Raw genomic sequence first — 13,966 nt, 5'->3', positions numbered from 1 at the left:
GGCTAGTCAAGAGGGAACTTGATATTGCAAGAATGATTTGTGAGGTGACCCCGGGCGTTCCGCGAGCTGATAGCCCGATCAGGGCGGGGTTAGATCATGCCAACTTTTTCCCTTGCGAAAGTGCTGCAAGAAAGACAGTTCCGACGCATGAAAAACAGTCAAAATCCCCGAAGCCCGGCTGATCGTCTGTTCGGTCGTGGCGCAAATCCCCTCCGGTTTTTTTGCGCAGACGTCCGTGCCGGGTGGAAGAAAGCGGGAGGACCGGGTTGCATTTTTTCGCGAATTGATCCAATAATAGAGTGGAAAACCTCGAGGGGGATCCGCCCATGACCCTGGACCTGACATCGTTCGAGAGCGCCCTGGGACAGTTGGACACCAGCGCGGGTTACCTCGAATCCGATCTTGCCCGGCAGGACCCCGGGTTGCGGGAGCAGTTCCGGTCGGCCGTCATCCAGGCTTTCGAGTTCAGCTACACCCTGGCGGTCAAGTTCATTCGGCGCCAACTGGAGCAGATTGTCGCCAACCCCCACGAATTGAGCGAGATGGCATTCATGGACCTGATCCGTGCCGCGGCGGACGCCGGTCTGGTGCCGGACGTGCCGCGATTCCGGGTATACCGGGAGAAACGGAACCTCACGAGCCACACCTACGACGCGGAGAAAGCGGAAGACGTCCTGTCGGTCATCCCCGAATTCCGTGCGGACATGAAGCACCTCCTGGATCGCCTCCGGAGCCGGAATCATGGGCATGCCGATTGACATCAGCGCCTCGGAGAAAGCGATCGTTCTCGACATCCTGGAGCGGCATGTCCCGGAATACGACGTGCTGGCTTACGGTTCGCGCGCGGGGGGCTCCCCCCGGAAGCATTCCGACCTCGATCTCGCCGTGATGACGGACCGGCCGCTGGACACCCTGCGCCTGGCCGACCTCAAGGACGCCTTCACGGAATCCGCCCTGCCCTTCAACGTGGACCTGCTGGACTGGGCGGCGACCGCCGAACCGTTCCGGGCCCTCGTCCGTCAACGTTCCATCCTTCTCCGCCCGGGGTCTCAGCGTCCTCCGACACCGGTTTGAAGAGGACGCTGCAGCACCGCTCGAACCGTCGCGTTTGAACGTGCGCCGAAACCGGTCGCGCCCGACCGTTCACTCCCGCCCCGCCGCGTTTTTCGGATTGCTTTTGTCCCCATTTCGTCTTATCCTCGGGGCGTTTTTAGCATCAGGCGAAATGCGCGGATGCCATCTTCATCTCAGGGTGCCTTATGGAAGAAATTACCTGGCATTATCCGGACAACATCGAGGAGGCGGCCGAGCTGGTGGCCCGCAAGGGGCTCATCCCCCACGGCGGGGGGCTCGGCATCCTCATGGGCGGCGCCGCGGAGCGCGTCGCCGGCTTCGTGGACCTCTCCCGTCTCCCGATACGTCACTTCCAGCGAAGAGACGGCCAGGTGGAGTTCGGGGCGGCGGTGTGCTTCGCGGACACGGTCCGCCACCTCCGGAACGTGGACCCGGGCCACATCCTGGTCCGCGCCCTGGGCGGGGCCCTGTCCACGCCGTTGCGGAACCGGGCCACGCTGGGCGGTTCCATCGCCCAGTTCCCCATCTGGTCGGACCTGGTGGGCCCCCTGCTGGCGCTGGACGCCCAGGTCGACCTCGTCGGCGCCAGCGAGGGCTCGTACCCCGTCGCCGAGTACGTCACCGACCGCGACGTGCGCAAGGGGAGCCTCATCACGGCGGTCCGCTTCGCCGACAAGCCCTGGAAAGCCGCCTATCGGCGGGTCGCCCGGACGCGCTTCGACTACTCCGCCTTCAACGTCTCGGTCTTGGCCGAACGGAACGGGAGCGGGGCCCTGGCCGACCTCCGGGTGGTCGTGGTGGGGTGCGCCAACAAGTTCCACCGGCCGACGGACCTGGAATCGCTGCTGCGGGGGAAGGTCCTCACGCCCGCCCTCGCCGCGGAAGCCGCCGCGGGGCTCAAGCTCGAGTTCCCCGCCAAGAAGGTGGGGAGTCCCGAGTACCTGAAGGAGCTGGCCCGCGTGGAGTTGGAGCGGGCGCTCCTGGACATCACGGAATGACCGGCACGGAAAGGGGAAGAACATCATGAAAGCACACTTCAAGATCAACGGCCGCGACGTGGCGGCGAGGTTTTCGCCGGAGGCCCTGCTGCTGGACGTGCTCCGCGACAACGGGCACGAAGAGGTGAAGGAAGGGTGCCGCACGGGCGAGTGCGGCGCCTGCGTCGTGCTGCTGGACGGCAAGCCCGTCAACTCCTGCCGGGTCCTGGCCGCCGGCGTGGCGGGGCGGGAGATCACCACCGTCAAGGGGATCGGGAGTCTCCACGAGCCGCACCCTGTCCAGGCGGCCTTCGTGGACAGCGGGGCGGTCCAGTGCGGTTTCTGCACCCCGGGCATGGTCCTGTCGACCGTCGCCCTGCTCAAGGAGAACCCCAGCCCGACCGACGAGGAAATCAAGACGGCCTTGGACGGCAACCTTTGCCGATGCACCGGTTACGTGAAAATCATCGACGCCGTGCGCCTGGCGGCGGAAAGGATGCGCAGCCATGAGTAACTTTCTCAACATCGGCAAGCCCGTCACCAAGATCGACGCCCTTTCCCTCGCCACGGGCGTGGAAAAATTCACGGCGGACCACCGGATCGGGAACGCCCTGCACGTCGCGTTCCTCTACTCGCCGCACGCCCACGCCGAGATCGTCTCCCTCGACGCCTCCGAGGCGGAGAAGGCCCCCGGCGTCGCCCTGGTCCTCCACCACGGCAACGTCCCGCGGGTGCTCCACACCACCGCCGGGCAGGGGTACCCCGAACCCTCCCCCTACGACACGGCCCTCTTCGACCGCCGCATGCGCTTCGTAGGCGACCGGGTGGCCCTGGTGGCCGCCGACACCCTCGAGGCCGCCCAGGACGCCGCGGAGAAGATCCGGGTCGAGTACAACGTGCTGGAGCCGCTCCTGGACGCGGAGAAGGCCCTGGACCCGTCCAGCCCCCGCCTCCACGGCGAGGACGCCTTCGCCCCCCTGCCGGTGGTCTACAAGCCCGAGATCAACCTGGCCGCCGAGGCGGGCATCGAGTTCGGCGACATCACCCGGGGCTTCGCCGAGGCGGACTTCGTCGAGGAAGGCGTCTTCCGGACCCAGTACGCCTCCCACTGCGCCATCGAGCCCCACGCCGTGCTGTCCTGGTACGACGAGCGCGGCCGGCTGGTGATCCTCACCACCACCCAGGTGCCCTTCCACGTGCGCCGGATCACCGGGCGCGTGCTGGACATCCCCATCGGCCGAATCCGGGTCATCAAGCCCCGCATCGGCGGCGGCTTCGGCGGCAAGCAGGAGGTGTTCCTGGAGCCCCTGGCGGCCCTGGTGACCCAGCGCACCCGGCGGCCGGCCCGGATCGTGCTGAGCCGGCGGGAGGTCTTCGTCTCCGCCCGCACCCGCCACCCCATGCGCATGCGGGTGAAGATCGGCGCGAAGAACGACGGCGCCATCACCGCCCTGGAGATGGAGGCGCTGATGAACACCGGCGCCTACGGCTCCCACGCCCTCACCGTCATGGCCAACGCCGGCTCCAAGATCCTGCCGCTCTTCAACAAGGTGGAGAACGTCCGGTTCCTCGGGAAGACGGTCTACACCAACCTCCCCGTGGGCGGGGCCTACCGCGGCTACGGGGCCACCCAGGGCTACTTCGGCTTCTGCCAGGTCGTCGACGACGTGTCCCGCCACCTGGGGGTCGACCTGGTGGACTTCTACAAGACGTGGCACATTCGCGAGGGCGAGACCTCCGAGGTCTTCAAGGTGCTCGGCGAGGGGAAGGAGGGCGTGGCCCAGGTCATCCGCTCCTGCAAGCTCGACGAGTGCCTCGACCGGGGCGCCGCCGCCATCGGCTGGAAGGAAAAGCGCGGGAAGAAGATCCGCAGCGGCGACCGGGTCAAGGGGCTCGGGCTCGCCGCCTGCATGCAGGGCTCCGGCATCCCCAAGGTGGACATGGCGGCCGCCATCATGAAGATGAACGAGGACGGCTCCTTCAACCTCCACATCGGCGCCACGGACCTCGGCACCGGGTCCGACACCGTCCTGGCCCAGATCGCCGCCGAAACCCTCCAGATCCCGGTGGAGAAGCTCATCGTCCTCTCGTCGGACACCGACCTGACGCCCTTCGACGTGGGGGCCTACGCCTCCTCCACGACTTACGTTTCCGGCGGCGCCGTGCTGCGCTGCGCCCGGAAGATCCGGGACATCCTGCTCCGCGTGGGGGCGTCCATGCAGGGCGCCGACGTCGCGGCCATGGAGATCACCCCCGCGGGGGTCCGGAACACGGCCACGGGGAAGGTGACCACCCTGGAGCAGATCGGCTACTACACCTTCTACGAGAACGACCAGTTCCAGGTGGCGGCGGACGCCTCCTACTACGGCACCGAGTCCCCCGCGCCCTTCATGGCCCAGTTCGCCGAGGTGGACGTGGACACCCGGACCGGGCGGATCCACCTGGTGAAGTATGTGACGGTCATCGACTGCGGCCGCGCCATCCACCCGCTCCTGGCCCAGGGCCAGGTGGAGGGCGCCGTGGTCAACGGCCTCTCCTACGCCCTCTGGGAGAACTACGACTTCGACGCCAAGGGGCGCATGCAGAACGCCTCGTTCTGGGACTACAAGCTCTTCACCGCGGCGGACCTGCCGGAGATGGTCACGATCGTGGTGGACTCCGACGAGGAGACGGGGCCCTACGGGGCCAAGTCCGTTTCCGAGATCGGGATCAACGGCCCGCTGCCGGCCATCGCCAACGCCGTCTTCGACGCGGTGGGCGTCCGCCTGCGCGAGGCCCCCTTCACCCCCGAGCGCCTCTGGCGCCTGATGAGGGAAAAGTAGAGGCTCTCTCCAGGGAACTCTCGGAACGCCCCTTTCCGGAGGGGCGTTTTTTCTTAGGACTGAAAACATGAAAGAGATCGTCGGCGTCATCTTCGGGCTGGGATTGATGGCCAACGCGGGGCTCTTCGTCATCCAGGCGCTCCGGATCGCCCGCACCCGCAGCGCGAAAGGCGTGTCCATCGCCACCTTCGCCGGGTTCTGCGTGCTCCAGGTCACCGGGATCCTGCACGGGATCTTCCAGCGGGACCTCTACCTGCTGGCCGGCATGATCGCCAGCCTCCTGGCCTGCGGCACCGTGACCGTCCTGGCGATTCTGTACCGGGAGCGATAGCGCTTCTGCGGCGGACGACGCCATGAGGGTGATGGGTGTCCCGAACTTTCTTCCCTCCGCGCCGGCGCGCCGTTGCAGTCAAGCCGCCGCCCCGGATCGGGCGGGAAAGGACGAAAGGACGTAAAGGACCCAAAGGACCCAAAGGACGGCCAGGGGCGGACCGGCGGGGCGGCAGGGAGGGGGTGCGGCGCGGCGGGCGGTGATGGGCCGACGCCCGCGGACTGCGGCGTGGCGGGCGGTGACGGGTCGACCTCTGCGGAGTGCGGCGCGCAGGCTTCCGGAGCGCCGCTTTGATCGCGCCGCGCAGGCCGCCGGAGCGGCGCGGTTCCCAACCCTCCGCAGATTCGGTCGGCCATCAGGGCAGGGTCGGTGAGCGACGATCTTGACCTGCGGGCTGAAGGGCGGGTGGCGGTGGATGAAGAGGGCCGCTGGGTGTTGCGCGAGAGTGCCGCTTCTATTCCGCTCTTTTCGAGCTTGAAAAGGCCCGGTTAAGCCAGGAAATCAGGCCCTTCTGGACGGTATTCCCGGATTTTTCCATCGATTGGCGAGGTCCGACCCGATGCCGGATCTGAATTCGAGGCGATCGACCGGGAATCGGGTGTAGAATGACGTTCGCCAGGGGTGGCGCAAGCTTCAGCTTGCGCGAGAACGTCCAGGAGATAATAGTCTTTTAATGGTTCTTCGAGGCCGTTATCGTCGTGTCCGGATGGCCGGCCAGGCATCCCCAACAAGCTGAATCCCAGGAGGTGACCCGTGTCCGATCGCATGATTCAACAGTTCATGGAAATGGTCCGAATCCCCAGCGAGTCCGGCGAGGAGGCCGAGTTCATCGCCTGGCTGGCGAAGGAGATCGAGAAACTGGGGGCGGAGGTCCGGATCGACGCCTACGGCAACCTGACGGCCCGGCTGGGCGCCCTGGACAGCGCCGTGACGGAGCCGATCCTCTTCTCGTGCCACGCCGACACCGTGAAGCCGGGCAAGGGGATCACCCCGGTCCTGGCGGACGGCGTCATCCGCTCCGGCGGCGACACCATCCTCGGCGCCGACGACAAGGCCGGCATCGCCGAACTGCTGGAGGCCCTCCGGGTGGCGCCGAAACGTCCGCCCGTGGAGATCGCCGTCAGCCGGCAGGAGGAAGTGGGCCTCCTGGGGGTCAAGAACCTGGATAAAAACCTGCTCCGTGCCCGGCGGGGGTTCCTCCTCGACAACGACACCCTGGACACCATCATCATCGGCGGTCCCACCTACTACGCCATCGACGCGGAGTTCCGGGGCCGGTCGGCCCACGCCGGCATGGAGCCGGAGAAGGGGGTCAACGCCATCCGGGCGGCGGCCCAGGCCGTCGCGGCCCTGCGGCTCGGCCGGCTCGACCCCGAGACCACCGCCAACGTGGGCGTGATCAGCGGCGGGCTGATCCGCAACGGCGTCCCCGACCGGGCGTCCTTCCTGGCGGAGTGCCGCAGCCTGGACCACGCCAAGGCCGAGGCCCTGGCCGCGGAGATGGAGAAGACCATCCGCGAACAGGCGGCGGCGGTGGGGGCCGAGGTGCAGCTCCGGGTCAACGAGATGTGCCGGGCGGTGAACATCGCGCCCGACGCCTGGACCATCCGCCTGGCGCAGAAGGCGCTGCGGGCCGTGGGGGTCGAGGCCCGGACCGCGGTCATGACCGGCTTCACCGACGCCTCCATCTACAACAACCTCGGGATCGAGATGGCGGTGGTGGGCATCGGCGCCCGGGACGAGCACTCCCTGCAGGAGAGCATCCACGTCGAAGACCTGTGCAAGGCCCGGGACATGGTGGTGGAGATCCTCCGCCTGGCGGCGGAGTGAGCCCGTGGTCGTCCGGCCGGTACGGGAGGACGACGCGGCGGCCTTTCTGGATCTGCTCCGCGCGCTCGACCGCGAGACCCGGTTCATGATGCTCGAACCCGGGGAACGGACGACCACCGAGGCGGAACAGCGGGAGAGCATCCGGCGAACCCTGTCCCGGGACCGCGACGCCCTGATCGTGGCGGAGAGCGAGGGCCGGTTGATCGGTTACATCGGCGCCTGGGGCGGCGAGTACCGGCGAAACCGGCACTCGGCCTGGCTGGTGATCGGGGTGCGGCGTGCCTTTGCCGGCCGCGGGGTCGGGACGCGGCTCTTCGACGCCCTGGAAACCTGGGCCCGCGAGCGGTCCATCGACCGCCTCGAACTCACCGTCATGGTTCACAACGAGGAGGCCCTCCGCCTCTACCGGCGGCGGGGGTTCGAGATCGAGGGCCGGCGCCGGGATTCCCTCCGCGTCGACGGCGTCCCCGTCGACGAGTTCGCCATGGCGAAGCGCCTGGCGCCGCCCGCGGGGTATGACCGTCGAGTAAAACCGATCCCCGGGGGAGATGCCGGCGAGAACCGGTCAAGCGGGAAAGGACAAAAGGACAAAAACGACCAAAAGGACAAAAACGACCGCCGGCCCGAAAAACTGGAACATCATGTCTTTGCCGTTCTCTGTATCCTTTGTCTCCTTTCCGTCCTTTGGGTCCTTTGTGTCCTTTTGGTCCTTTAGTCCTTTAGTCCTTTTCGGTACTGACATGTTTTCCATTTTCCGACGTTTGTTTTTGAAAGTCCCGTTCCGGCCCCGCGGCGAGGCGGGGGCCCCGGACCCGCGCCGCGCGCTGGTCGGGCTCCTCGGCCCCTGCCCGCAGTGCGGGTGCGACGCCGAGGGGCACGCCCACTGGCGCCTGGCGTCCGCCGCACGGAACTGCCGCCGGGGCCGGGAGGCGGAGATCGAGGGCCTGATCGCCGCCGGCGCCTGGGGGGAAGCGGCCGACGTCCGGGAGTGGCGGGCCGGCGCGGAAGTCGTGGAGTACTACGCGCTGCGATGCCCAAAATCACCGCTCCTCTCCCTCAAGAAAGTGGTCTTCTCCGCCGCCCTCGACGGCGACGTCCGCGAGCTCGCGGACCGCGTCCTCTCCGCGGCCGACACGGCCGTCCTGGCCACCCTCGCCGCCGGCCAGTGGCGGAACCTCTGAGATTCCGCGACCCCCGGCAATCCGTTTTTTTTGCGAGCTTGGCGCCTTTGCGAGATCCAGATCCGGATCGGCGCTTGCCAAGTCGCCAAGCTCGCAACGGAAGATCGCATGGGTCCCAAATTCCGATCCCGGCCGATGTTTCGATCGATCGGCCCCACGATCTTGCGCGATTTGGCAACGACTTACATTATAGGCGCTCATTGCCGCCCTTGAATTTCGATGAAGGTGGAATTACAATGGGGTTTTCCGCCCAGAGGCAGGGCGCTCGAAAAGGACCGGCGGAACGATGCAGAATAAAACCGAGACGGTCGTCACCCCCGAACCGCCGGGCGTACCGCCGGACGTACCCCCGGCCTTGTCCCCGGACGGCACTTCAGGCGACCACCTCAAGGCCCACGGGCTCGGGTTTTTAGCCCTGACCGCCCTGGGGGTGGTCTTCGGCGACATCGGCACCAGCCCGCTCTACTCCCTGAAGGAGGCCTTCCACGCCTCCCACGGGATCGTCACCGGCCACGAGAGCATCCTGGGCATGCTCTCCCTGGTGTTCTGGTCCCTGGCCCTGGTGATCTGCGTCAAGTACGTCAGCGTGATCATGCGGGCCGACAACCGCGGCGAGGGCGGCATCCTGGCGCTGATGGCCATGATCCGGCACCGCCGCCCCCGCCCGGGGGAGCGGCGCCCGTGGCTCATCATCCTGGGCCTGTTCGGCGCCGCCCTCCTGTACGGCGACGGCATCATCACCCCCGCCATTTCGGTCCTCTCCGCCGTGGAGGGCCTCAGCGTCGGCACCCACGCCCTCGAGCCCTACGTGGTTCCCCTCACCGTGGTCATCCTCGCCCTGTTGTTCCTCTTCCAGAAACACGGCACGGCACGCATCGGCCTGGTCTTCGGCCCGGTGATGATCCTGTGGTTTGTTTCCATCGCGGTGCTGGGCCTGGTGGCCATCTTCCGGTTCCCCGACGTCCTGGCCGCCGTCAACCCCGCTCACGCCGTGCGGTTGTTCCTGGCCAACGGATGGAAAGCCTTCTGGGTCCTCGGTTCGGTGGTGCTGTGCGTCACGGGCGGCGAAGCCCTCTACGCCGACATCGGCCATTTCGGGCGCCGCCCCATCGTCCTGTCCTGGTACGGGCTGGCCTTCCCCTGCCTGGTGCTCAACTACTTCGGCCAGGGCGCCCTGCTGCTGCACAACCCCAAGGCGGTGATCAACCCGTTCTATTTCCTGGCGCCTTCCTGGGCACTCTTCCCCCTGGTCGCCCTGGCCACGCTGGCCACCATCATCGCGTCGCAGGCGGTGATCACCGGCGCGTTCTCCCTGAGCCGGCAGGCGGTGCAGCTCGGATATCTCCCGCGCCTGTCCATCCTGCACACCTCGGCCTCGGAAATCGGCCAGATTTACGTGCCTTTCATCAACTGGACCCTGATGCTCTCGTCCATCTTCCTGGTGCTCTGGTTCCAGACCTCCACCCACATGGCGGCCGCCTACGGGCTGGCGGTGACCGGGACCATGGCCGTCACCACCGTCCTGGCCTTCTCGGTGATGCGGCGGCGCTGGCGCTGGAACCCGGTCCTGGCGGCACTGGTCTCCGGGGTGTTCCTGGTGGTGGACCTGGCCTTCCTGGGCGCCAACGTCATCAAGATTCCCGCGGGAGGCTGGGTGGCCCTCTTCGTGGGCGTCGCCGGGTACCTGGCGATGTCGTCGTGGAAGCGCGGCCGCGAGATCCTGGCTCAGCGGCTGAAGCAGCGATCGGCCTCCCTGGAGGACATGCGACGGTCACTCCAGGATGAGATCACCCCGGCCGTCGTCAACGGGTCTGCCGTTTACCTGTCGGCCACGGCGGGAACGGTCCCGGCGACCTTTCAGTTCAACCTGAAACACAACAAGGTGATCCACGAGAAAGTCCTGTTCGTGACCCTCGTCACCGAGGACATCCCCCGGGTGGCCGAGGCGGACCGGGTCGACGTCGAGCCGCTCTTCGAGCATTTCTACCGGGTCACCGGGCATTTCGGCTTCATGGAAAGCCCCAGTGTGCCCGTCGTCCTGGCGGCGTGCCCCCGGCACGGTCTGGAGGTCAGCCTTCGGGAAACGACCTTCTTCATGGGGCGCGAGACGCTTCTGACCTCGCCCAACCCCGTCATGGCCGCCTGGCGCGGCAAGCTGTTCGCCTTCATGTCCCGCAACGCCGCCGCCGCCGCCAAGACCTTCGGGGTGCCGCCCGACCAGATCGTGGAGATCGGCGTCCAGATCGAATTGTGAGGACCTTTCAAGCCTTGACACCCCCGTAAAAAGTCGCGAAAAGGGATTTTCCCACGAATAACGCCAATTTACGCGAATTGATTACACGAATAATATCTATTGGTTATTGATTTCTCATTCGCGTTCGTTCGCATGATTCGCGGGCAAAACATGACTTTTGGGGGGTCGTCAAGCCGAGAGGAGGACGCCGGACTCCTCGAGCATGGCGGCTTCATCCGGTGGAGAAGCGCACGGGTTGCCTTCCCCACGCCCGCGGAGTGCGGCGCGAAGCTGTTATGTCTGCCTGATCAGATTGGCTTTGGATAGCACCTGGCACCCTTCGGCTTCTACTTGATCTTGACGAACCCTTCGGCCACCTTGTTCCCTTTGACGGACAACTCCAGTCGGTAGGTCCCGGGCGCCCAGTTGCCGGGCTCTTCCCACCCCCACCCCAGGAGGTGCTGCGAATGGACCCAGGCCGCCTCGACGTAGGTGTCGAGGGTCTGCCGGACCAGCACGCTCCCATCCTCCCGGTACCAGGTGGCGTCGAGGCGGAAATCGATCCTCCGGCCCGGGGCGGGGTAGGCCAGGTTCAATTCCCAGTACAGGGCGCGGGTCGAAGCGGCCTTGAATTTCTGGCCATACCGCTTCAGGGATCGAGGGCCCATGTTCAGGTCGCTTTCAAAGAACTTCACAACCGCTTCCGTGGCCCGGATGGAGGTTGGCCCCGTTGTGCCGTCACCGGTCAGGCCGCGCATGAAATCCGCCGCGAGGTCGAGGTTGACCGGGGGGTCCGGGGTGGTGATCCGATACCGTTGCCCTTCGTCGGGCAAGGCAGGGATGCTGCTCCGCAGGTTTTCCAGCAACTGGCCGACCATGTCGACGACGATCGGCAGGTCGTCCTCGTAATCGTTCGGGGACAACAGGAACCGGCTCCATGTCAAGTGCATCGTCTGTTTCAGTCTGCCGATGGCGTTGCCCAAGGTGGTGATTTTGTCGAAGTCCTGGGCGGCCTTCAGGTCCTTCTGCAGGTAGCAGGTGGCGTTGAGTGTTCCCGTGGCCGCGGCGAGGACCTGCCGGACGTCCTGGATGCGGGCGTCGCAGGTCAGCCGGTTCAGGGCCTCCCGGGCGTTTTCCAGGGACCGCACCGAGCGGGTGACGCGCTCCGGCAGGTGGCCCTTCTCGCGGAGCGCCTCTTGCAGCCGCGGCAGCAGGTCTCGCTCGATCCATCGGATGATGGGGGCGGCCAGGATCTCGATGACGATCTCGTTGCTGGTGATCTTCACCAAGAGCTTCGCGACGTGGCGGCGGACCTCCCGCCGCATCTGCAGTTGCAGGGCCCGCCGGGCGGACTGCGCGTCGTGGAAACCGATGCCGAAGATCTTCTCGGTTTCCCGGTCCAGCAACTCGTTGACCTTGCGCTGAACGTGGAAAACCGTCCGGTCCAGGGCCTCCCCCCAGCTCGCGCTGTTCAGAATGTCCCGCAGGCCCTCCGAATCCAACCGGGCGGTGCACTGCTCCCGGGCCAGGGCCAGGAGTGTGCTCAGCACCTCGTCCCGGGACCGCTTCCGGGTTTCCGGGTTCACCGGCGCCAGGGGTACCCGGGCCAGCGCCTGGTACTTGATCACCACCTTGTTGAGGAGATCCGTGGTATCCACCAGGAGGTCCAGTTCCTCCATCAGCCCCCGCCGGGTTTCTCCCCGCTGGAAATCCCTCAGGGTCCCGAGGTATGCGCCCCCGGCCTCCAAGGCCTCCCGGCCGATGGCAACGACCTGCCGGGGATCCGGTTCCCGTTCCGCGAGCATCGCACTCAGCCGCCGGTCGATGCCGGCCACTCTCTCCTGGTGGGCCCGCAGGGCCTGAAGGTACCGGGTCAGCGCCCCGGCTTTCCCGCAGTCCGGCGCTTCGCTGTCGGGCTCGGAACCTCCCAGCCGGCCCAGGGCCGTCGCCGCCAGCTTCCGAAGGAAGTTCCCCGCCTCCGCGTCGCTGAAGTCACAATAGTTCTGGCCTTTGTAATTGGACAGGATGATCAGGACGACCCAGTTCCCCTGCATGGCCTCGATGGTCTGGCTCACCATCTCGTAACGGCTGTGGGCGCTGTCCAGGTATTTCCTGAACCCCACGTGAAAGCTCCGGCTTCCGACGCCGGCGTCCCGGGCGATAACATTCTCGGAGATCCGGGTTCTGTACTCCGACGCCCACCGGAAGTCCGCCTCGGCATCGGCCTGGTTCTTGAACAGCTTCAAAGTCACCGAGATGGTCGACCTGACGGCCCCCGGCGGCAGGAAACCGACCCGTGCATCCGCAAGGCCCTGGATCTGGTAATATTTGGAGACGATCTCGCCGTCCTGCCTGTAGCCGGGCGGCAGGTCCGCCAGGGTCACGGCGCGCTTCAAGGCCGTCGCCACGCTCTCCGCGGTGATCTCCGTGGCGGGAACCGCCCGGGGCTGGAAACCGAAAACCAATACACTCAACATGACCAGGGCCAGCGGTTTGAACGCCAAGCCTGTCCCGTTCCGGTCGATTTTCCTGCCGTTCATCATCATCCCCTCCTCGGTCCGGTAGTTTCCCAGCGGCATTCCCTGGGATCCGACGCTCGGGTCGAACAGTCTTAGGACAAGGAAAACAGGCAAGGGTAAAGGGAAACCGCTGTTGCGCTATTAAATCTAATTTAAATATAAGCAGTAAAGACGGTTCTGTCAAGGGGAAAACCGGTTGGGGTCGTAACCGTCGAGAACGCCTGGTCGTTCTTGTTCCTGGAGAGGGGTTGCCTTGCGATAAAGGTGGACCGTCTCGGCAGGGAGGTCTGCGTCCGCCCCGTGCCTCTGTGCCTCGGCGAGAATATCCGGACTTCATTCTCACGGAGGCGCGGAGGCACAGGGAGGACGCCAATCCATCCACGGTGAGGATGCCTCACCCCTTTTCTGTGGATGAGGCCTGCCTCATACCGGGGGGGCGCTTTCGCCCGGGTCGGGCGCCGCTTTCACTGACTTTAGGCAGTGCCTGGCACCCGTTGGCTATCTCCTCACCCCGTGTGGAACGTACCCGCCGGTCCGCCACCTGGTGCCCGTTGGCTTTCTCCTCACGCCGTGTGGAACGTACCCCCGGTCCGCCACCCCGCCGGGATCCTGCCCTCCGCGTCTTCACCCCGTTAGGGGTGAAATATTTGTAGAAAAAGCAGTTAATAAGATTCTCCTCCCCCGCGCGCCGCCGGCCCGGGATGGCGCCCCGGAGCATGCTTCACCCCCGGCGGCGCGCGGGGGGGAATAATCTATAACCTCTATTACTACAAACATTTCACCCCTGACGGGGTGAGGGCGCGGCGGCGTGCGGGAAATGGGTGTCCTGGCCCTGGATGCTGTGAACACGTCGTGTGTCGCCGGCACCCGGGCGCCGTGCCGGGCCGGTTGCGGCAATCAGCGTTTCCGCAGGCTGGATTCCCCGAAGGGGATCCGCATTCCAGCCCGGGGCAAGCCGCGGACGCCGGTGAAGCATCGACGGCCGGGAAAACCGTCGCC

General features: G+C 66.2%; 12 protein-coding genes. 11 read left to right on the top strand and 1 reads right to left on the bottom strand.

Features of this window, described 5'->3' with window-relative positions; all coding sequences use genetic code 11:
• The 11 genes from KA419_17425 to KA419_17375 all read left to right on the top strand — a co-directional run.
• On the top strand, positions 1-182 hold a 182-nt coding region (locus KA419_17425), incomplete at its 5' end, for a hypothetical protein (protein MBP7867715.1).
• A 144-nt stretch (positions 183-326) separates the two neighbouring features.
• Positions 327-758 (top strand): HI0074 family nucleotidyltransferase substrate-binding subunit, encoded by a 432-nt coding sequence (locus tag KA419_17420; GenBank protein MBP7867714.1) that lies wholly within the window; start codon positions 327-329, stop codon positions 756-758.
• Complete coding sequence (locus KA419_17415; GenBank protein MBP7867713.1) at positions 742-1,074, top strand: nucleotidyltransferase domain-containing protein; 333 nt, start codon at positions 742-744, stop codon at positions 1,072-1,074. Before KA419_17420 ends, KA419_17415 begins: the two co-directional genes overlap by 17 nt.
• A gap of 185 nt (positions 1,075-1,259) precedes the next feature.
• Complete coding sequence (locus KA419_17410) at positions 1,260-2,072, top strand: FAD binding domain-containing protein (protein MBP7867712.1); 813 nt, start codon at positions 1,260-1,262, stop codon at positions 2,070-2,072.
• 25 nt (positions 2,073-2,097) lie between these two features.
• On the top strand, positions 2,098-2,565 hold the full coding sequence (locus KA419_17405; GenBank protein ID MBP7867711.1) for a (2Fe-2S)-binding protein: 468 nt from the start codon (positions 2,098-2,100) through the stop codon (positions 2,563-2,565).
• Entirely contained in the window at positions 2,558-4,873 is a 2,316-nt protein-coding gene (locus tag KA419_17400; protein ID MBP7867710.1) for a molybdopterin-dependent oxidoreductase, read from the top strand. Before KA419_17405 ends, KA419_17400 begins: the two co-directional genes overlap by 8 nt.
• Positions 4,874-4,940: 67 nt before the next feature.
• A complete protein-coding gene (locus KA419_17395; protein ID MBP7867709.1) occupies positions 4,941-5,204 on the top strand; it encodes a hypothetical protein in 264 nt (87 codons plus the stop codon).
• Positions 5,205-5,957: 753 nt separating this feature from the next.
• Positions 5,958-7,034: a M20/M25/M40 family metallo-hydrolase gene (locus tag KA419_17390; GenBank protein MBP7867708.1), complete on the top strand. Its 1,077-nt coding sequence runs from the start codon at positions 5,958-5,960 to the stop codon at positions 7,032-7,034.
• 4 nt (positions 7,035-7,038) lie between these two features.
• The gene (locus KA419_17385; protein MBP7867707.1) at positions 7,039-7,749 is read left to right on the top strand and encodes a GNAT family N-acetyltransferase; all 711 of its coding nucleotides are present in this window, start codon (positions 7,039-7,041) and stop codon (positions 7,747-7,749) included.
• A gap of 52 nt (positions 7,750-7,801) precedes the next feature.
• Complete coding sequence (locus KA419_17380) at positions 7,802-8,215, top strand: hypothetical protein (GenBank protein MBP7867706.1); 414 nt, start codon at positions 7,802-7,804, stop codon at positions 8,213-8,215.
• A 286-nt stretch (positions 8,216-8,501) separates the two neighbouring features.
• Positions 8,502-10,469, top strand: coding sequence for a potassium transporter Kup (locus tag KA419_17375; protein MBP7867705.1), 1,968 nt, complete (start codon positions 8,502-8,504; stop codon positions 10,467-10,469).
• Positions 10,470-10,795: 326 nt separating this feature from the next.
• Here the strand turns inward: KA419_17375 and KA419_17370 are convergent, their stop codons facing one another.
• Complete coding sequence (locus KA419_17370) at positions 10,796-13,027, bottom strand: hypothetical protein (GenBank protein ID MBP7867704.1); 2,232 nt, start codon at positions 13,025-13,027, stop codon at positions 10,796-10,798.
• Positions 13,028-13,966: the final 939 nt, after the last annotated feature.

Source organism: Acidobacteriota bacterium (genome assembly GCA_018001935.1).
GTDB lineage: Bacteria > Acidobacteriota > JAAYUB01 > JAAYUB01 > JAAYUB01 > JAGNHB01.
This window is presented reverse-complemented; position numbering and strand designations above follow the sequence as displayed.